The 21199-nt window shown below is 36.1% G+C and carries 19 protein-coding genes; 10 read left to right on the forward strand and 9 right to left on the reverse strand.

What is annotated here, in order from left to right:
• Positions 1-47: 47 nt before the first annotated feature.
• Positions 48-995 (forward strand): MBL fold metallo-hydrolase, encoded by a 948-nt coding sequence (locus NST02_RS16005; protein WP_095313498.1) that lies wholly within the window; start codon positions 48-50, stop codon positions 993-995.
• A gap of 52 nt (positions 996-1047) precedes the next feature.
• Here the strand turns inward: NST02_RS16005 and NST02_RS16010 are convergent, their stop codons facing one another.
• Entirely contained in the window at positions 1048-1836 is a 789-nt protein-coding gene (locus NST02_RS16010; RefSeq protein ID WP_095313502.1) for an ABC transporter substrate-binding protein, read from the reverse strand.
• A gap of 414 nt (positions 1837-2250) precedes the next feature.
• Between NST02_RS16010 and NST02_RS16015 the strand changes: the two genes are divergently transcribed.
• Positions 2251-2493, forward strand: a complete 243-nt coding sequence (locus NST02_RS16015) for a glutaredoxin family protein (protein WP_212933404.1) — start codon at positions 2251-2253, stop codon at positions 2491-2493.
• A gap of 140 nt (positions 2494-2633) precedes the next feature.
• Here the strand turns inward: NST02_RS16015 and NST02_RS16020 are convergent, their stop codons facing one another.
• On the reverse strand, positions 2634-2867 hold the full coding sequence (locus NST02_RS16020; RefSeq protein ID WP_095313507.1) for a hypothetical protein: 234 nt from the start codon (positions 2865-2867) through the stop codon (positions 2634-2636).
• Positions 2868-2944: 77 nt separating this feature from the next.
• Entirely contained in the window at positions 2945-4159 is a 1215-nt protein-coding gene (locus NST02_RS16025) for an EAL domain-containing protein (RefSeq protein ID WP_137742780.1), read from the reverse strand.
• Between the two features lie 428 nt (positions 4160-4587).
• Here NST02_RS16025 and NST02_RS16030 point away from each other — a divergent pair, with 428 nt between their 5' ends.
• Positions 4588-5457: a metallophosphoesterase gene (locus tag NST02_RS16030; protein ID WP_095313510.1), complete on the forward strand. Its 870-nt coding sequence runs from the start codon at positions 4588-4590 to the stop codon at positions 5455-5457.
• Between the two features lie 386 nt (positions 5458-5843).
• On the opposite strand, the gene NST02_RS16035 is transcribed toward NST02_RS16030, so the two are convergent.
• Positions 5844-7964 carry an EAL domain-containing protein gene (locus NST02_RS16035; RefSeq protein ID WP_095313511.1) on the reverse strand — a complete coding sequence of 707 codons (2121 nt, stop codon included), beginning with the start codon at positions 7962-7964 and terminating at the stop codon, positions 5844-5846.
• Positions 7965-8546: 582 nt separating this feature from the next.
• On the opposite strand from NST02_RS16035, the gene NST02_RS16040 reads away from it, so the two are divergent.
• Positions 8547-9014 (forward strand): YkyB family protein, encoded by a 468-nt coding sequence (locus NST02_RS16040; protein WP_095313518.1) that lies wholly within the window; start codon positions 8547-8549, stop codon positions 9012-9014.
• 311 nt (positions 9015-9325) lie between these two features.
• Here NST02_RS16040 and NST02_RS16045 read toward each other — a convergent pair whose 3' ends face one another.
• Complete coding sequence (locus NST02_RS16045) at positions 9326-10231, reverse strand: chemotaxis protein (protein ID WP_340949271.1); 906 nt, start codon at positions 10229-10231, stop codon at positions 9326-9328.
• A gap of 215 nt (positions 10232-10446) precedes the next feature.
• Between NST02_RS16045 and NST02_RS16050 the strand changes: the two genes are divergently transcribed.
• The gene (locus tag NST02_RS16050; RefSeq protein ID WP_235879384.1) at positions 10447-10662 is read left to right on the forward strand and encodes a hypothetical protein; all 216 of its coding nucleotides are present in this window, start codon (positions 10447-10449) and stop codon (positions 10660-10662) included.
• A 117-nt stretch (positions 10663-10779) separates the two neighbouring features.
• Positions 10780-11931, forward strand: a complete 1152-nt coding sequence (locus tag NST02_RS16055; RefSeq protein ID WP_340949272.1) for an aminotransferase A — start codon at positions 10780-10782, stop codon at positions 11929-11931.
• Between the two features lie 209 nt (positions 11932-12140).
• Here the strand turns inward: NST02_RS16055 and NST02_RS16060 are convergent, their stop codons facing one another.
• From NST02_RS16060 to NST02_RS16070, 3 genes are all read right to left on the reverse strand, one after another.
• On the reverse strand, positions 12141-13016 hold the full coding sequence (locus NST02_RS16060; RefSeq protein WP_095313525.1) for an NAD(P)-dependent oxidoreductase: 876 nt from the start codon (positions 13014-13016) through the stop codon (positions 12141-12143).
• Between the two features lie 182 nt (positions 13017-13198).
• Positions 13199-14917 carry a phosphoenolpyruvate--protein phosphotransferase gene (gene ptsP, locus NST02_RS16065; RefSeq protein WP_340949273.1) on the reverse strand — a complete coding sequence of 573 codons (1719 nt, stop codon included), beginning with the start codon at positions 14915-14917 and terminating at the stop codon, positions 13199-13201.
• A complete protein-coding gene (locus tag NST02_RS16070; protein ID WP_095313529.1) occupies positions 14917-15183 on the reverse strand; it encodes a phosphocarrier protein HPr in 267 nt (88 codons plus the stop codon). Before NST02_RS16070 ends, ptsP begins: the two co-directional genes overlap by 1 nt.
• A 539-nt stretch (positions 15184-15722) precedes the next feature.
• On the opposite strand from NST02_RS16070, the gene NST02_RS16075 reads away from it, so the two are divergent.
• The 3 genes from NST02_RS16075 (at position 15723) to NST02_RS16085 (ending at position 17487) form a co-directional block, all read left to right on the forward strand.
• The gene (locus NST02_RS16075) at positions 15723-16094 is read left to right on the forward strand and encodes a PilZ domain-containing protein (RefSeq protein ID WP_212933403.1); all 372 of its coding nucleotides are present in this window, start codon (positions 15723-15725) and stop codon (positions 16092-16094) included.
• Between the two features lie 287 nt (positions 16095-16381).
• Positions 16382-16570 (forward strand): YkvS family protein, encoded by a 189-nt coding sequence (locus NST02_RS16080; RefSeq protein WP_019153004.1) that lies wholly within the window; start codon positions 16382-16384, stop codon positions 16568-16570.
• Between the two features lie 299 nt (positions 16571-16869).
• On the forward strand, positions 16870-17487 hold the full coding sequence (locus NST02_RS16085; RefSeq protein ID WP_170943648.1) for a CPBP family intramembrane glutamic endopeptidase: 618 nt from the start codon (positions 16870-16872) through the stop codon (positions 17485-17487).
• A gap of 266 nt (positions 17488-17753) precedes the next feature.
• Here the strand turns inward: NST02_RS16085 and NST02_RS16090 are convergent, their stop codons facing one another.
• A complete protein-coding gene (locus NST02_RS16090; RefSeq protein WP_095313534.1) occupies positions 17754-18803 on the reverse strand; it encodes a YkvI family membrane protein in 1050 nt (349 codons plus the stop codon).
• Positions 18804-19036: 233 nt separating this feature from the next.
• Between NST02_RS16090 and NST02_RS16095 the strand changes: the two genes are divergently transcribed.
• The gene (locus NST02_RS16095) at positions 19037-21181 is read left to right on the forward strand and encodes an ATP-dependent Clp protease ATP-binding subunit (protein ID WP_340949274.1); all 2145 of its coding nucleotides are present in this window, start codon (positions 19037-19039) and stop codon (positions 21179-21181) included.
• The last annotated feature ends 18 nt before the right edge of the window (positions 21182-21199 follow it).

Genomic DNA, 21199 nt, shown 5'->3' on the forward strand with positions numbered 1-21199 from the left:
AAGACATAGGTTTGTACAAGAAAAAGGTATGAAATGGAGGAATTTTTTTGAGCACTGTTGAAAAGCTTTTTGAGAACCTATATTTAATTGACGCGCTTGATCTCAATATAAAAGAAAGAACTGGCTCCTACGTTTTACTTGAACGGGAATTAACAATTATTGAAACAAGTGCCAGTCCCTCTGTTCCACATATTATCAATGGTTTGAAAAGTCTAGGGCTTTCCCCAAAAGATCTGAAATACATCATTGTAACCCATATTCACCTTGATCATGCAGGTGGTGCAGGTCTCCTTTTACATCATTGCCCTAATGCAAAAGTTATTGTCCATCCTAAAGGAAAAAGACATTTAGCTGATCCTTCCCGGTTAATCGCTGGCGCAAAAGCAGTCTACCGCGAAAAGTTCGACACCTTCTTTCATCCGATTGTCCCAATTCCTGAAGAACAATTAATTTCGATGGACAATGGAGACAAATTACAAATATCCGAGGATTGTACCCTTACGTTCTATCATACGCCAGGACACGCAAATCACCACTTTAGCATTTATCATCCAAAATGGAATGGAATGTTCACCGGAGATACAGCGGGAATTTATTATCAACTAAAAAAAGAGATAGAGTTCTACCTTCCAACTACGACTCCTTCAAATTTTGATCCTGATAAAATGGAACAATCGATTGAATTATACAAATCAATGAACTTAGACTATATCTTTTTTGGCCATTATGGAATGTCCGATAACCCAAAAGAAGTCTATAAACAAGTGCTCAGTTGGATTAAACCCTTCGTTGATGTGGCCGCTGCCGCCTTTAAAAATGGGGGTACTCCTGAAGAAATGATAGATGTAACAAAAGTAGGACTCTTTCAATTAGTTTCCTCTCATTTAGACAACTTAAATATACCTAGAGAACATGAAATATACGATATTCTCGCACTTGATCTTGAGGTATGTGCAATGGGATTAATTGATTATCTCTTCAGAAAGAACAAGTGAAAGCATGGCTCCTATGTTCCATGCTTTTTTATTGATGTTATCCTTTGCTAATTTAGCAGCACTCACTTACCATTCTTCCTTTAAAATAATTCGCTGCTTCTTTCATTTTAGCTCCATACCAGAACATTTCTCCATCGACAATTAACGGCACTGCATCTGGTAAAAATTCTAAAAATTCTTGTTTATGCTTCTCCTTAAAATGAAACGGTTCTGTGGCGAGAAAAATGTAATCTAGCTGACTTTCTTGAAACTCTTCTTTTGTAATTGAAGGATATCTTTGAGGAGAAATTGCAAATGGATTTTGAAATCCCATTTCTTCCAATACAGAGTTTATATATGTGTTGCCCCCAACAACCATATATGGATTTCTCCAAATAACATATGCCGCTCTTTTCCCAGTAATCTTCGGCAGTGTCATAAACTCCTTTTTTATGGAGTCTATAAGGCATTGCGCATTATTTTCGTGATTTGTTATGATTCCCATATCTTTTATCATCCTGTATGATTCAGTAATCGAACGCACCTCAGCAACAAATACGGGAAAGTTGTATTCCAATAGCTCAACAATCTCCTTCGTATTCTCTTCTTTTTCTGCAATGATAAGGTCAGGGTTTAATTTTCTTACCATTTCCATCTCAATATCTTTTGTACCTCCGACAATCATTGCTTGTTCCACTTTGTCTTTTGGGAAAATACAATAGCGGGTTCGCCCTACTATTTCGCTTTCTAACCCTAGGGCATATAGAGTTTCCGTAATTGCAGGACAAAGCGACACAATTCTTCTAGGAGGATACTCAAATTCAATCTTTCTTTGAAGATGGTCTTCCATTCTTTTCAGCACAATAAAACCCCCTTCTAATGATTTGGAACTGGTTTCAAAACGGTTAACTTGTAACTGTTTCACAACTGATAAAAGTCTGCATCAGTTTTGCAATGCTTGATCAAATGAACAATGATGAACCAGTTCTCTTTTATGGATATTATACCGCCAAATCACTATCAACACTTAAAAGAGTTCCGTTTGCTTAACCTGCTCCATCAGAAGGCAATCTTGAAAGTTAGATGGATACTTCTTCTAGTCAAAATTTTATGCAGTACTTATTTCACTAGTCTTCTTTTTTAAGATTAATAGTTTTAAGTCTGCAGGAATAACAATAGTCAATTTGTTCATTTTACATCTCAATGCTGTTTACTACCAGAACGGACGGTACCGCGTTATAATTAATTTATCAAAATGTAAGCGGAGGAACATATATTGACAAAGATTACAATTTATACTCAGCCGGATTGTCCATCATGTGAAATAGCTAAACTTTTTTTACAAGAATATGGCTTTACATTTGAACTTAAAGATATAAAAAAGGACAGCAAGGCTCGCAATGACTTAATCAACAAGTATCAATCATACTCAACTCCTACCTTTGTCATCAACAATGATACTGTGATTACAGGTTTTGAAATTGACAGGCTAAAAAAAGCATTGGCGATTGAATCATAAATAACATTTCATCATGTACGACCATTAATTAAAAACAAACAAGACTAATTTTTCCAATGAACACATCAAAAAGTAGACATGCAACTAAAAACTATAGACAAACTCGATTGTTAGTGAGTTTGTCTATAGTCAGCACCAATTTACCAATAAATTGCTGTAAAAATAATTAACAATAGAACTAAAACTGCAAAAGCAAAAAAAGTGATAAAGACCGGGTTGCGTTGATATATTCCTTCTTGAACTTTGCCGGGAATGGATGTGTCCAACTCACCCTTCAATCTTTTTTGAGTTTTTGTCACCGCCAATGTGTACCCTAAAGCAAAAAGAACGATTGCAACGGCAATAATCGTCAAAACAAGCATATAAGTTGTCAATATTCTCACCCTTACAGAATGTATTACTCTTACATTCCCTCTAAAGGCAAGGGATTATTCGACTCCTCTTTACCAATTTACAGCAATTCAAGATGCTCTAAAATGAACTCATAAGATATATCTATAAATAAAAACTGCTTATCTTTCAATGGATAAGAAAATGTTCGCACGTTTTCCCCAGTCTCAATGTCACTATATAAATCCGACAGAATTCCCTTTTTTTCTTTACTCATTTTCAAAATATTTTCAAGAAAGTACGGTCTCCAACTCCAATTTTTATAGACATACTCACGTTGTACAAGCCATTCATTTTGAGTTTTGAAAAGGTTGGGAGAGAGTTGAAAACCGTTTTCATCACAAATATACATTCTAAAAGCAAAGTTCTCCATTTCCTTTCCCAAAACCATTAATAACTCCTCATATTTTTCTATTTTACGATATTTTTGCAATAACTCAGAAACAACACTTTGGAACTTCTCCGTTTGTTCAAACAGGGCCGCCAGTTTTTTCTTTTCACTATCAATAAATTGCTGACATTCATTTTTCAATTGTTCCTTCAGTATATCCCGGTCAACGAATTGAGAATGCGGTTTTTGCAAATAATAACCTTGATAATACCTCCCCCCATTTTTCCATGCATATTGAAGCTGATAGACCATCTCAATATTCTCGAATAAAAGGGTTGCTCCAATCTTTCTTGCTAAAAGTGAGTAAGAATAAATAATATCTTGAAAGCTTGAGGCAAGCCTTGTTGATCTTAAAGCCTGCAAATCAACTTTTAGAATAGTAGGCGAAATCAGACCAATGAGGTCAATTTGATGACTACTATCTCCGAGTTTGTCAAAGGCAATTTTAATGCCATAAGTTTTGTAATAGTTAATTAAATGACCAATTCTTTCAGCATCATCTAAATGGTTATTGAAAGAAATTTCAATAACCACCCTTTCGATTTTGACTCCTTTCTCGCCAAATTCTAGTAAAAGATGAAGTAACTCTTCATTTTCATCATATAATAATAAATCGGCATCCCGATTAATAAAAAGAAGAACATCGTCATCAAGTGCTGTTGCCTGTTGAAGGGCTTTTCTTAAAACTGTATTGTCAAGCTCTAAGCGATATTCCTCAGGAATACCTTCATCAAGAAAATAAGGACCAAGGCTAATATGATCATCGTCAGTTTTAAATCGGCCTAATACCTCATACCCTATTACACGATGTTCATCAGCACTGAATATCGGTTGGAAGAATGGAATGACATTTTCAAGATCGGTTAAAATATCCAATGCATCCATTTACATCCCTCCTATCAAAGTAAACTATTGCTTTTAAAAATTATATCATGTAACAAAGTTGATTTCACAATGTACAAAAGCAAAGAAAAAGCCAGCACTTTAGCAAGTTATTCTTAAATATTTTCATCCCCCATTTTTATTTCCCGTTCAGCTTAAGCTACAGTATTATTAATGTCATTCATTTTATTTCAAATAACGAATTTTTCCTTCCTTCCAAAGATAAACATCCTTCTTTTTCTTCTTATTATTTGATAGTATTAACTATACAAGCATGAAAAAACATCGTGTTTATTACATTATTGAGTATTACCTATCATGATTCAATCATATGATTGAGGACAGTCCCAACATTCAAAAAAAAGACAATAAATGGATTTTTATTTCATGGTTGAGAGAGCGGAATTTTTAAAGTTAGGTTGGTAAAGAAAATGCCCAAAAAAGTTTCAAGAAGATCTTTTTTGAAAAGATTTTTCGGTACATTACTAACGACAATTGGATTGTCAGTCGGCGGATATACTTATGCTGGAAGGATAGAGCCTAAACTGCTAAAAATCAATAAATATCAGATTTCTCATCTTGATATTCCTGCGGATTTTGAAAATATTAAAATTATCCAATTCAGTGATACCCATTTAGGTTTTCAATATACATTAGAGCAGCTTCAAGAATTAGTTGAGGAAATTAATCATCACAAGCCGGATATTCTCTTTTTTACAGGAGATTTATTAGACGAGCCGAATAAATATGGAGAGTTTGAACGTGTGATCACGATTTTAAAAAAGCTTAAGGCCCCACTCGGGAAGTACGCTGTATATGGAAACCATGACCACGGTGGATATGGAACAGATATTTTTAAAAGAATTATGGAAGAGTCTGATTTCACTTTACTTCTTAATGATTCAATCAAAATTGAAAAAAATGCCCAGAATTCCATCTACCTTCTTGGCATTGATGATGCCATGCTTGGTCAACCTGATATTAGTGCAGCACTCGCCAACGTGCCTGATGACGCATACAAGATTTTATTGTCCCACGCCCCAGATCTTGCAGATAACGCTGCAATGTTTAATATCCAATTACAACTAAGCGGTCATAGTCATGGAGGGCAAATTCAAATTCCTTTACTTGGAGCATTAGTCAAACCGCCATATGGTGAAAAATACTATGAGGGATTTTACACGGTTGGAGAAGAAAAGCCTTTAACATTATATGTAAACAGAGGATTAGGTACAACAAGACTACCCTTTCGCTTCCTCTCCGTACCTGAATTAACGATTTTCACTCTTTCCCGTAAGTAATGCTGTCGTTTTTACAAGTAGCGATGACTTTCTATCTATTGAAAGTATAGGAGGTTTTTAGTCTCCACCTGCTGCATTATGTCCATGTTAACATCGAGCCATAAGCATGAACAACATGAGCTAAAGATTCAGTCACGGCGCTTTTTTATGAAGATATTCAGCTTTTCCACAAAAGCCATCGAGAGTGATGTCTTTTGTTATTCCCACACGAGATTGCGGGTAAATTCATTGATTTCCACTCCAAGTACTTGCTTTCCACGGGGTGTTCGCCAAGCTTTCTCGTTTTCAATTTTCCATCACCTTTATTTAGCTATGTCGGTGTTGATTTTGGGCTCATTTCATGTGAAATGAGCCCAAAATCAACACCGACATATAACAGAGCCTTCTTAAAAAATAACCATTTCCTCATTGCCGTTAAAGATTTTGAATTCAACATCTGTTGCACTAATCGGTCTAGAGAATAAGTATCCTTGACCTTTATGGCAATTCGCTCTCATCAGAAACTCAGCTTGTTCCTTCTCTTCTATACCTTCAGCCACTACTTCTATACCGAGACTATTGGCTAAATGGATGATAGTTGTGGTAATTGCTGCATCCTTCTCACTATTTATAACATCTCGAACAAATGACTGGTCAATTTTTAAAACATCAATCGGGAATTGCTTAATATAATTTAATGATGAATAGCCTGTTCCGAAGTCGTCAATTGATATGGTTACTCCGAGTTCTTTTAAACTATTAAGAATAGGTGAAGTCTCCGCCGTATCCTGCATCGCACCTTCCGTTATTTCAATTTCTAACAGCGACGGTTCAATCTTATGTTTCCGGATCGATTCTTTAATCGTCTCGACTAGCTTTGGTTGTAAAAACTGTTTTGGCGATATATTAATGGCAATTTTTATCCCTTTTTTGCCCAGTTCCGACCATTTCTTAATTTGCCTGCACGCGGTATCGATAACCCAGTTACCGATCGGAATAATTAGACCTGTATCTTCCGCTAAAGGAATAAAATTGGCAGGTGAAATCATCCCTAACTCTTTGCTATTCCAGCGTATTAATGCTTCAAAACTCTTGACCTTGCCCGTTGCTAGACTCACTTGTGGCTGGTAAAACAACATAAATTCATCTTTTGCGAGAGCTTTTCTCAGATGGGTTTCTAATGAAACAATATGGGCACCTACGGAATTCATTTCTGTTTTATAAAATTGAAAATGAGCCTTGCCTCTCTCTTTGACACGAAACAGCGCCTCATCGGCATTTTTTATAATCGTTTCAGCATTTTTTCCGTCATGCGGATATATGCTAATTCCAATACTTGGTGAGATAAAATATTCTTGATAATGAAGATAAAAGGATTTAGTAAAAAGCGAAAGAATTTTTTGAGCTAACGATGTAATTTCCTTTCTTGAACCCTCAAAAAGGATGCTGAACTCATCTCCACCCTGACGATAAACTTTAATATTGTCATTATTAAATATACTTAATCGCTCGGCAACTTGAATCAAAACTTGATCGCCAGCTAGGTGTCCTAACGTATCATTCAAATATTTAAAGCGATCCAAGTCGATAGAAAGGAGCGCAAACATGCCTCTGTTTTTATTTGCCTTAATCATTTGCTCCAAATCGTTTAACAAAGCCCGACGATTATATAGACCTGTTAGGTGGTCATGGAAAGCCATATACTTAATGGTTTCAGCATTTTTCGCATGTTCAGAAATATCTCTTGTGATGACATAAACACCTTCAATTTTTGAATTGATGACAATCGGAATTGTCTTAATATGAGTGGTTATACCGTATCCTTTTGAATGAATCAAACGACAATCAAGTGACTCCAACGCAACGCCAGCTTCAACTGTTTGTTGAAATAAATCGATAAATTTTTGCACCTCAGCATCAGGAATTAAATCAAAAAAAGAGCGTTTTGTCATTTGTTTTTCAGCATACCCTAATAATAGTTGGCCAGAAGGATTTACTTCTAAAATCTTGCCTTCCAACGACACAGTAAATACACCATCTAGTGTATGATCAACGATAGATCGGTACTTTTGCTCTGCATTAATAAGCCGATTTCGTTCTTCGACCAACTCTGTAATATCCCTTGTCACAGCAACAATATATTTTATTTTATTATGTTCATCCCGAACTGGGGTTAATAAGGATTCTGTATAGCCCATGCTTCCATTCGGAAACATGATTTGATCCGAATAAGTAACTGAATCATTTAAAATGACAACACGATCATATGCCTTTTTTATTTTTAAGTAGCGTTCATATGGCAGAACATCCTCCATTGATTTCCCAATCGCTTCTTCTGATATCCCAGCATAAAGAAGCCCCATTTCATTAACAAATAAGTATTGAAATCGAGGACCTTCTTCAACCTTCATAACAAAAACCATATGCTTTACATAATTGAAAATTAAATTGTAAATGATCGATTCAACTGTACTGTCATCTGATATTAACTTCTCTCTTTCCTTTGCATTTTTTCTCAGTGGCCCCACCTTACCAACCTCATTCCATTGAGAAGGTTTTTCTTGATCATCCCTTTTCCAGTCACTGTTTTTTAAAAATTCATCTCGGCTGCTGCTACTCAGAATGAGTACAACAACGTTTCATTTTTTTTAGGCGAGCAGATCAAATAAATTCCAAAAAACAATGTTTGTGAAAAAATCCTCATCAAGTAAAAAACCTTGTCGTCTCTATCTTTTCGTTTCTCTGAATTAATGCATTAGTATAATATATTATAGCATTGATTAAATAGTGCAATCAATTTCATAAACCGAAAGAACTCCTAAAAAACGAACATTACCAATCATTTTCGAAAATTTTACGATTTATTGACGAAATATAATTATCTTTTTAAATATATTATTCGTTTTTAGATAAATAATTGTATATTTCGCAAATCTTCTGATTCTTTAATCAGATTATTGCTTTCAATAATTATTCAAAGCTACGTTTTATAACGCATTTCCTTATCGTTACCATTTATTCAAGATATTATCAATCACCATTTCCTTTTTTATGATAAAAAGGGTATACTATGTGAAGAAGGAAATTTCATTTTGAAAGGAGCAAGCATTTTGAATCGGGATAGGAATCACTCTCCTCATTTGGACCCAACGGTAGAAAACCTCTCACAAGCAATCTTCACGGTTAATCGTCATGCAAAAACGGCTCCAAACCCAAAATTTCTTTATAAGTTAAAGCATGATGCCTTAAAAAAATTACTAAAGGAAGGGAAAGCCAAAAAAGTTGGTCTTCATTTTTCAAATAATCCTAAATATAGTCAACAACAATCAGATGTTTTAGTTGTCTGTGGCAAATATTCTTTCCACCTGCCCCCTTCAAAGAGCGATTTTGCGTATTTACCTCATTTAGGAAAACTGGACAAAAATGTTCGTAACCCTAAAGCGCATCTTTCATTGAATGAAGCGAAAAAATTACTTTCACTGTATACTGGACTAAAAGAAGAAAAAAAACAGTCTAATAACAATAAAAAACGTTATGAGAAACCTGTATTTAAAAGACTTGGAGACAATTATTTTTAATTCAATCCAAAGCAAATTAACAACCATAGTGTATGTAAACTTTAACAAGCCCATTTTATGGTTCGATATGATAAAACGATTTTTAGCTCAACAATTCCATATAATAAAAACGGCAATTAAAAAAACACCCCTAACTCGTTTAAATTTTTTACTTTTAACCAGTTAGGGGTAGGTTTAGCTCTTATTTATCAAGCTTGTCTCCAAATTTAAAACGCTCACTTTTATTCTACGAATCTTCTCTATCGAATTAGAAACAGTCAATGACATTATTCATAGACGAAAAAGATAAGGCAGTAAAAAGATCCGCTCACTTATAAGATGAGTTCGTCAATTAATAAGACTAATTCAGCTATCTCTGGTTTACTCACCTGCCCATCAGCTCCAACCATTTGACCTTTATGGCGTAAATCATCGGTAATTAGGGAAGAAAAAATGATTACTGGAAGTTTTGCAAGTTGCGAATCGTCCTTAATTCTTTTTGTCAAATGATGACCATCCATCTGTGGCATTTCAATATCTGTAATAACTAATTGCACCACGTCTGCGACATCTTTGCCAGCCTCTATCACAGACTCCAAATAGCTTAACGCGTCACGACCATTTTCAAAAAATTCAACTTGTTCATACCCTGCTTCACCAAGAGTGTCACTGAGAAGCTTACGCAATAATGGAGAATCCTCTGCGACAACCAATTTTTTCGATGAGCGCTCTCTTTTTCCTAGCTTCTTTATTTGTCCAACATTAATACCTGAATCAGGGTTAATTTCTACAACAATCTTTTCAAAATCTAGCAATAACACCATTTCACTATTAATTTTTACAACACCGATTACTTGACTATCCGTTCCCTGATACATGTCAGACGGTTTTTCAATTTGATCCCATGAAATACGATGAATTTGAGTAACACTATGTACATGGAACACTACCTTTTGTTTATTAAACTCTGCTACAATAAATTTGTCGAGTTCAGGGTTAGCTGATGGTGGAAAACCAAGAGCTGCTGCTACGTTAACAACTGGCAAAACTTCTCCCCTTAATTCAATAATCCCTTCCACGTTTTGGTGAGCATGAGGAATTTGCGTTATCGCAACAGGATTAATAATTTCTTTTACTTTTATGACATTAATTCCGAATTTATTTTGACCGATGCTAAATTCAACCATTTCTAACTCATTTGTACCGCTCTCTAATAATATTCCTTTGTTTATTTCCATCCCAGTTCTTCCTTCCTATTTCTTAAGTAACATATATACATACTACTATACCATGAATAGGTAAAAGAACTAATTCGATTTTTCATTTAAATGATTAAAAATTTACGTCCTTTTCATCATTATTGAGAATTATGTGAACTTTATAACAATCATATAGACTTTTTAACGCTAGAGGAATACAATTCAGTTGAACAAATAAGTTAGGATTAAAAGAGGTGCAATTGCAAATGAAGGGAACTGCCATTCTGTATAAGAAAGACCAGACTCTTACAATTATTGAGAATATCGATCATTCCGTATTTAATGAAATTCAAAAACAATGTGGTTGCGATCAATGTACCTGTAAATATGATAACAAGGTTGTGAATTTCGGAGCAGTGTCACCAGTGTTTTGGCACGAAGATGAAATTGATTGGGATTATGGATATTAATATTAGTGCTCCCCCTGCTTATGGCAGAGGGATTTTTTTATTGTTTCAAGCAATGAATAATATTTCATAATCAACTTCACTTTGCTAAAATAGATCCATAAATGGAGGTTGAGGTTATTGGAACATTTAATTAATGCCAAAGTTAAAAATATAGAAATCTCAGGAATTCGAAAATTTTTTAATTTAGTTGCTGGCACGGAGGACATGATTTCCCTAACAATCGGGCAGCCAGATTTCCCGACACCCTTTCACGTAAAAGCGGCGGGAATTAAAGCGATTGAGGAAAACTTTACTTCCTACACGCATAATGCAGGGACGTTAGAGCTTAGGCGCGCAGCAGCACAATTTGTCAAAGAAAAATATCAACTTCACTACAATCCAGAAACAGAAATTATTACTACTGTTGGAGCAAGTGAAGCAATTGACATTACTTTCAGAACTATACTAGCTGAGGGTTCCGAAGTAATCTTGCCTGGTCCAGTTTATCCCGGTTATGAGCCGATCATTCGATTATGTGGTGCAAAACCAGTATACGCAGATACAACGACAAATCAATTTCGATTATCTGCAGAAATAATCGCAAACTACATAACAGATAAAACTCGCTGTATCGTTCTTCCTTACCCTTCTAATCCGACTGGAGCAAGCTTAACAAAGGAAGAACTAACCGAAATCGCTGCGCTAGTAAAAGAAAAAGAGATTTTTATTGTCGCTGATGAAATTTACAGTGAACTCGTCTATGAACGGGAACATTTTTCAATTGGAACTATACTAAAGGAGAAAGCGATTATCATCAACGGCTTATCGAAATCTCATTCGATGACAGGTTGGAGAGTGGGCTTTATCTTTGCCCCCGAAATCATTGCGAAGCATATTCTGAAGGTTCATCAATACAACGTCTCCTGTGCAACTTCAATCTCTCAAATTGCTGCGCTTGAAGCGTTAACCAATGGAAAAAATGATGCACACGAAATGAAAGAGGAATACTTAAAAAGAAGAGACTATATGTACATGCGACTAAAGAAGATGAAGCTTAATGTCGTAAAGCCTGACGGTGCTTTTTATTTCTTTGTTAAGCTGCCTTCCCAATACGAGAATTCCTTTGAATTTGCCCTCGCGCTTGTTGAACAAGCTCGGGTAGCTGTTGTTCCGGGCAGTGCATTTTCTCCGATCGGAGAAGGGTATGTGCGGCTGTCTTTCGCCTATTCAATGGAAACCATTAGAGAAGCGATGGATCGCATGGAACAATTTTTCCTGACATCCATATAAATAGGAATACCCCAAGAATACGTTCTAAACCAAAAAGCATGGGAAGAAAATGGCTTTTTTCTTCCCATGCTTTTTTTACACGACAATCCGTGGGATGAGTCTAAAAAAATGGCTTTGTTGAAAAGCGTATTGGCATTTTAGCACAACTAAAGGACATATGAAACTCAAGTTTCACACAAAAGTTTTGAACAGCAGCAATAAAAGAACAATCATTGCCAATATTTATATAACGCTTGTGTGCCGCTGTTTTCCTCACCACGCTCAGCCAGCTCTTTATATAATGACAACGCTAACGCTAAGCCTGGCGCTTCCATTCCCATACTTTCCGCTTCTTTGAGAGCAATCGACATATCCTTTATAATATGTTTAATAAAGAAGCCAGGTTCAAAATTACCTTCAATCATTTTCGGCGCCAAATTAGAGAGCGACCAGCTTCCAGCAGCTCCAGAGGAAATACTTTTTAAGACGTTTTCTGGATCCAGTCCGGATTTGACTGCATAAGCCATCGCTTCGCTAACCCCTATCATTCCTGAAGCAATAGCAATTTGATTACACATTTTTGTATGCTGTCCAGCACCAGCTTTTCCTTGATAAACAATATTTGTTCCTAGCACATTCAAAATCGGCAACACTGCCTCAAAATCTTCCTTATCTCCGCCAACCATAATCGAAAGTTTACCTTCCCTTGCACCGATATCGCCGCCTGATACAGGGGCATCAAGAGCATGTATTCCCTTCTTTTTAGCTTCTTCATATATTTCAACAGCAAGGCTAGGTGTGGAAGTTGTCATGTCAATTACATAAGTATCCCGATTCCCATTTGGAATTACACCATGATCACCTAAATATACTTCTCTTACATCTGAAGGATAACCGACAATCGTAATAATAACATTAGCTTTTGTAGCAACCTCTTTACTTGAACTCCCCCATATTGCCCCTTCTTCAAGGAGGCTTTGTGCCTTAGCTTTTGTCCTTGTAAAAACGACAACAGGATACCCTGCTTTTAAGAGGTTTGTGGCCATACTTTTTCCCATAACACCTAAGCCTATAAAGCCAATTACTGTTTGCTCCTTCTTTAACATACATATTCCCCTCTCATTTTTCATTTCGAAAATTTATGTCATTATTCTATCATTTAATAGAAGGACAGAGGAGAATTTAGATAAAAAAAAAGCCGACTGGAAAAAACAGTCGACCTTAATAGGGAGAAAATAGGTTCACCAAGTGCCTTGGTTCCTATACCCTTATTTTTATCCAATTAAACCTAATTCTTGCTTGTAGCAGCCGTCACCATTTCAATGACTTCTTCAGTCGTTGATTTCTGTAATGCCTCTGCCGCTAATTTTTCCATCTCAGCCTTGTTTAAATAACGAATCTGGGAGCGCGCTTTTAAAATGGAAGTTGCGCTCATGGAAAACTCATCCAAACCAAGACCCAATAGAAGTGGAATGGCTGTTTCATCTCCGGCCATTTCCCCACACATGCCTGTCCATTTTCCTTCTTTATGAGCGGCATCAATGACCATTTTTACTAACCGTAAAATAGAAGGATTATATGGTTGGTAAAGATACGAAACTCTTTCATTCATGCGATCTGCAGCCATCGTGTACTGAATGAGATCATTCGTACCGATGCTAAAGAAATCAACTTCTTTTGCAAATTGATCCGCAAGAACCGCTGTTGAAGGAATTTCTACCATAATACCAACTTCTATTTTGTCTGAAACCTCGATACCTTCACCTTGAAGCTTTGCTTTTTCTTCCTCAAGCATTGCTTTCGCTTGTCTGAACTCATCTAAAGTCGCAATCATCGGGAACATTATTTTGAGATTTCCATACGTACTAGCTCGAAGTAATGCTCTTAATTGTGTTCTAAAGATTTCTTTTTCCTCTAAGCATAAGCGAATTGCCCGGAAGCCAAGGAAAGGATTCATTTCTTTCGGCAATTTTAAGTATGGAAGCTCTTTATCTCCACCTATGTCCAACGTACGAACAACAACTGGCTTCCCTTCTAAGCCTTCGAGGACAGCCTTGTAGGATTCAAACTGCTCCTCTTCTGTTGGCAGCTCGTCTCTTCCCATGTAAAGAAATTCAGTTCTATACAGGCCGACGCCTTCTCCTCCGTTATTCTTCACACCTTCGAGATCGTTAGGCGTTCCAATGTTAGCAACTAATTCCACTTGATGCCCATCTGCTGAATAAGTATGTTCATTCTTTAGCTTCGCCCACTCGGCTTTTTGTGCTTCAAAGTCTTCAGTCGCTTTTTTATATTGTTCGACAAGCTCAGGGGTAGGGTTAATATGTACCTCTCCCTTTAGACCATCAACAATAACTAAATCACCATTCTCAATGTCCTTTGTCACTGTTTTTGTACCAACAACCGCTGGAATTTCTAAAGAACGCGCCATAATTGCTGAATGCGATGTTCGCCCGCCAATATCAGTTGTGAAACCTTTGACAAACTGACGATTTAACTGAGCAGTATCTGAAGGAGTTAAATCCTCCGCAACAACGACAACCTCTTCTGAAATCATACTAGGATTGACAATTTTCACGCCAAGTAAATGAGAAAGAACTCGTTTCGTAACATCACGAATATCAGCTGCTCTTTCTCTCATATATTCATTATCCATGGATTCAAACATGGAAACGAACATATCTGCTGTTTCCTTTAGGGCAAATTCAGCATTTACTTTATCAGACTTCACCTTATCCTTTATTGGATTTAGTAATTCTGGATCACTTAATACAAGAAGGTGAGCTTCAAAAATAGCCGCCTTATCAGCACCTAGATTTTCTCTCGCATTATCGCGAATCATTTCTAATTCACTTTTGGATTGAGCAATTGCAGCCTCAAAGCGTTCTACCTCAGAATCTACCTTCTCAATCGTTTTTTTTTCAAAAGATAAATCAGGCTCAACTAAACGATATGCCTTCGCAATTGCAATTCCACTTGATGCAGCAATACCTTGTAAAAAGCTCATTATGCAGTTAACCCTTCTTTTTTCATTAGTTCTTCAAGACTTTGAAGAGCATTCGCTTCATCTCCACCTTCAGCAGAAATAGTAATTTCAGCTCCTTGACCAATTCCTAATGACATGACACCCATGATTGATTTCAAGTTTACTTTTTTCCCTTTATATTCAAGTTGAATGTCAGCTTCAAATTTACTTGCAGTTTGTACCAACACTGTAGCTGGACGTGCATGAATTCCTGTTTCAGCGATTACTTTAAATTGTTTTTCTACCATAATTCATCAAACCCCTTATCAAATTTAATAATGTTACATGTTTACTTTATAATATATAATACCTTTTTAATAAAAGGAATACCTACCTCCATTATTGTTTTACAAATAAACATGTTTCATGTAACCTCGAAGAAGCTTTTCTATCTAATTCGACAAAAAAAGCACTCAGTGAAAGAATAACAAAAACTTGACTATTTTACAAAAAAATCGCATCAATTTATGTGAAAAGTTTGTGAAAAATCATACAAAATTTTTCGACATATTTCATATTGCTTTGTTTAACAATTATCTGTATCATAATCAATAATTCATTTCCACTTCTCAAAAAGGAACCATAAAGAACTTATGAAAATGTTGTGAAAACGAAATTCTGCTTCCTTGACCAATGAAAATCCCATTTCGCACGCTTTTCAACATATTCAATACTTTATCATATGTCGATATTGATTTTCGACTCATTTTTTAGCACACAAACTGAGCAAAATTCGTTTTATCAACCATATGGTTTCCAAAGCCAATAGAAAAAGGAGCGCATTTGCATGCTTTTTAAAAGAGATGAGTCCTTTCGTTTTACATTCGAGAATCCGGTTAAGGCTACATTCAAAGTTTTACGATTAAATCAGCTCAATAACGACTTAAAAGAAGGCTCTGCCTTGATTATAGATTTGAGTCCTAACGGTTTAAGACTCTCTTCCTCTCTAGATTTACCGATAAATGAAAAAAATATAGTATTGATGATTTCATTTGTATTAAATGCTCAACCACTTTCAATCATGGCAGAGCCAATTTGGAAAAAACGCACTTCTGCTACTTCTTTTTCCTATGGGCTTGTAGGTGTGAACGACGAGGAAACGAAGAGCATGATTATAACTGAATTAAAGGAATACACGAAAAAAAAACAGCACTCATAATGTCTAAACGGCAACTTTAAATCTGAAGCCTTGTTCTATGATTTTAGTTTATTTTCTCTCTGATTCCATACATAAAATGAGCCAAAAACAGTTTACCAACATTATTGTATCTCAAAGCCGAATCTTAAAAACAGTTTGACTCAAATCAATAGTTGAATTTTCCACCATTTCACTAAAAATGTGGATATTCGCTAAATATTTACATCTTTTTCTTTACGAATGATGGAATTTAGTGCAAACTGTTACTTATAATCATTCGACTTTGTGAGAAAAAGGAGAGAGGACAGATGAAAAAAGCAGAAGTTGGAAATATTATAGAATTTCGCGATGGCCTTCAGGGCGTTGTTGAAAAAGTAAACGAAAACTCTGTTATCGTGGATTTAACCTATATGGATAATTATCGCGACCTCGAACTTGAACAAAGAACCGTTGTCAACCATAAGAACTATAAAGTAATTAAGGAATCAATTTTGTAATATGTTCAACACAAAACCCTAATGGTTCGCCAATAGGGTTTTTGTATGCTGCTAGAGGGAAATCTTTTATCTTGCCAACTCCTTAAGTGAGTAAATTTAACCCTATCGTGTTGCTCTTCTTTGTTCTTAGTCCAAAGTCTTTTTTGTTTTAGTCAAATAATTGTCCTCCTTTTAACTAACCTATATAATGAATTAATAGATTTACTTCCTCCTTTTTCAATGGAATAAAGATAGTTCTTTAAGTGATTGCAGCCAAACCAACTCCTGCCATTTGACGATAGTAGAAAGGAGCTTTTCATATGGCCATACCTAATTGGGCGAAAGATTATCGATTTATCATTGGTTTTCTTCTTGCTCATCTTTTGATCTTTTTCACCTTCCAAGATAAGAGTATATTTTGGTATATTTTCACTGCGACGATGCTATTTCTTATTAGCTATTCAATCATACATGAAGAAATTGAAGATAGAGTTCCACTCTTCACATATTTATCTCTTGGTGGTATGTCTGGGGTCATTCTCTTTTTAATATTTTTACTAGGGAGTCTTCTTATCGATTTATTTCAGCTCCCCTTTTCAAACGAAATTGCAAGGCTGTACAGTCGTCTTTCTCCTACTGTTCTTTGGCATTACATCGTTTTGCTGCTGGTGATCATCCCTGGTGAGGAGATCTTTTGGAGAGGCTTCATTCAAAAAAGAATTCAAAAGACTGCCAGTGTGACGACCGCAGTATTCATGTCGTCTATACTGTATGCATCGGTACATGTTTATTCAGGCTCGTTCATTCTTCCACTTGCTGCTCTGATTAGCGGTGTTTTTTGGGGATATTTATACGCATGGAAAAAGAGTCTGCCATTAGTAATCGTATCACATCTTATTTTTGATTTATTTTTGTTTGTCATCTACCCATTAAATTAAGTGGATCGATTTCATCATGTACGATCACTAATTAAAAAACGAACCATATCACGTTTAATAATCATTTTATATCCGTATTTACTCCTTAAAATAATGTAAAAGGTAAATGAACGTTCGTTTTTTAACTTGAAGTGCGCAATGATGAATTGGACTCAAGTTTATGAGAAAGCAATCAATTTCACAATACCATTTTACAAACCGAATATTTACTTTTTGAAAGTAAACATTCGGTTTTTTCGTGTTACACTATTTCAACTGCAGTTAGTTCATTTTTTTTCAATTTTATCTAATGGCTTCATCCAAAGCAAAATGATGAAAATAATGCTAATATAGCCAAAAACAGGATACAGATAGGATAATAACGTACCATACTCAATTTGGCTAATTAGAAAGGCAATAGTAAGTATACCTCCTACAATCGCTATACTTGGCAAAGGCAGAAAAGTTTTAATTTGTCTTTCTAAACCAAAAACATTGCCGATTACAGAAGTAAATATTTCGCCATAAATAATTAATATATACAAGCCGTACAATCCTGCCGCTAAACTTTTCATGACCACTGCCATTGGAATTTCAAAAGCTTCAACGTTAGGAAGCATTACCAATGTGAAATGACTTGATAAGAGGATGAGGGTTAGCGCAGCTCCTCCTATAATTCCGCCCCACTTTACCGTCTGTTCATCTCTTATTTCTGCCGCAACAGGAACCAATACTGCTTGAGCAAGTCCCAAATTCAGCGCAGTATAAGAAAAAGGGGCAACGACTGACTTCCAGCCGTCATCCACAAAGGGAATGAATAAAAGTTGATCTAAAAAATTGGGCAACTGCACCGACATAACCATTAAAATAAAGCTAAAACTAATCATTAGCGGAACAACAATTGTGTTAGCTGCAAATAGTCCTTTTATACCAACGATCATAACGATGATGGAAAGTGATAGTGTTAAAATTAATCCAAAACTTCTCGATAAACCAAGCTGCTCGCTAAACACCGCCCCTGCTCCGGATAACATGACGGCACATACTCCTAAGAGCATAAAAAGCATAATGACATTTATGATTGAACCGAATACTCTCCCAAATAAAAAAATATTAAATTCCTGATAAGAAGTTGCTCCGATCTTGGCAGAAATTCTCATCAGTTTTGAGCCTTGAGAGATAAAAATATAACCACTAAATAATATCCCTATTAACCCTATAAAGCCGAATCTCGTAAAAAACTCAACAATTTCTCGTCCTGTTGCGAATCCAGCTCCAACGACAGTTCCCACGTAAACAGCTGCGATTTGGAAGGCAGCTCCCCAGTTTGTTTTCATAAAATATCCTCCCTCCATTTCAATATATGAAAAGAAGGACAAACAATGACGAGCATTTTAAAATGATTTTAAGTTGCTTAGAAAAATGTTCATTTTTCCCTTTTTACATTAAATTACCAAAATAAATTGGGTAGATTCTGATGCAAATCACTTGAAAGTCAAAAAAGGTCAAATTATAATAAAAACAAGAAGGTCAAAGTTAGTCAAAGTCAAAAAAATAGGAGGAATGTGAAATGCTTTGTCAAATTTGTGAGCAAACAGACGCTCAAGTACATGTAACGATGAATTTAAATGGTGTTGAGAAGCAACTCCACCTCTGTCAAAATTGCTACAAGGAAGAGGAAGCAAAATTGACTTCATCCTTTGGTCCAAGCATGTCAGGTTTCTCTCCCTTCAATCAAACACCAATGGAAGATCTTTTTAAGAAATTTTCAGCAGCAAATAATCAGCAACAGATGAACATACAGCCTTCACACGGTCGTGGAGGAACTGGGGGCTTTATTGATCAATTTGGTCGCAATCTCACCCAAATGGCACGCGCTGGACTCATAGACCCTGTTATTGGTCGTGATGAAGAAGTGAACCGTGTAATTGAAATCTTAAATAGAAGAAATAAAAATAACCCTGTCCTGATTGGGGAACCTGGTGTTGGAAAAACCGCCATCGCTGAAAACTTAGCTGTTCGAATTGCCGATGAAAAGGTTCCTAACAAATTAAAAAATAAAGAAGTATTTCTATTAGATGTTGCGTCTTTAGTTGCGAATACAGGAATTCGTGGCCAATTTGAAGAAAGAATGAAGCAAATTATTGCAGAGTTACAGCAAAGAAAAAATATTATTCTCTTTATTGACGAAATTCATCTATTAGTTGGCGCAGGTTCTGCCGAAGGCTCGATGGATGCGGGAAATATGTTAAAACCCGCGTTAGCCCGCGGCGAATTGCAACTAGTAGGTGCTACAACTCTGAAGGAATATCGTCAGATCGAAAAAGATGCAGCGCTTGAACGCAGATTTCAGCCTGTTCAGGTTCATGAACCTAGCACACAACATGCAATTGAGATTCTGAAAGGATTAAGAGAAAAGTATGAGAACTTTCATGAGGTTACTTTCTCAGACGAGGCTCTCGAAGCGTGTGTCACATTATCACAACGCTATATTCAGGACCGCTTCCTTCCGGATAAGGCAATTGATTTAATGGATGAGGCAGGTTCAAAACTTAATTTAATGTCAGACTACAGTTCTGCAGAAAAAATAGAAAAAAGACTTGAAGAGATTGCTAAAGAGAAGGAACAGGTACTAAAAACTGAAAATTATGAAGCAGCAGCTAAACTTCACCAAGAGGAAATGGAACTTGAAAAAATACTTCAATCCAATCCAAATCAAAAGCGACCAATTGTAGATGTTGCACAAATTCAAGCATTGATTGAACAAAAAACAGGAATTCCTGTCGGAAAGCTTCAAGAAGATGAACAAACAAAAATGAAGAACCTTCATAAGCTACTTTCAGAAAAAGTAATTGGTCAGGAAGAAGCTGTTGAAAGGGTTACTAAGGCCATAAAAAGAAGTCGTGCAGGGTTAAAAGCGAAAAATAAGCCAATCGGCTCCTTCCTTTTTGTTGGTCCAACTGGTGTTGGGAAAACAGAGCTGTCTAAGACGCTTGCACTTGAGCTATTTGGCTCCAAAGATGCGATGATCCGCTTGGATATGAGTGAATATATGGAAAAGCACAGTGTATCAAAGCTCATAGGCTCACCTCCTGGTTATGTTGGACATGAAGATGCGGGTCAATTAACCGAAAAAGTCCGCAGAAACCCTTATAGCATTATTCTACTAGACGAAATTGAGAAAGCTCACCCTGACGTTCAGCATATGTTTCTGCAAATTCTTGACGATGGTCGTCTTACTGACAGTCAAGGCAGAGTCGTCAGTTTCAAAGACACAGTGATTATTATGACAAGCAATGCTGGTGTCGGACATAAACAAGTTAAAGTTGGGTTTGGCCAAGATCATACAGCGAAAGAGCTTAATATCCTGGATTCTCTTGGAAGCTTTTTTAAGCCAGAGTTTTTGAATCGCTTTGATAGCATTATTGAATTTAAACCGCTAGAAAAGGATGGTTTATTAAAGATAGTTGATTTAATGCTGCAAGATCTAAATGCCATGTTAAGAGAACAAAATATGACGCTTAAGGTCACAAACGAAGTCAAAGAATATCTTGTAGAGAAAGGATACAATCCAACTTTTGGTGCCCGTCCTTTACGAAGAATCATCCAAGAAATACTCGAGGACAAAATAACCGATCTCATCATCGATGATTCCTCAACAAAAAGCTTCATCGCTGAACTAATTGACGGGGAACCTGTCATCAACCGTTTATAAATGAATTCAGTTGACATC

The organism is Robertmurraya sp. FSL W8-0741, from assembly GCF_038004005.1.
Classification (GTDB): domain Bacteria; phylum Bacillota; class Bacilli; order Bacillales; family Cytobacillaceae; genus Robertmurraya; species Robertmurraya siralis.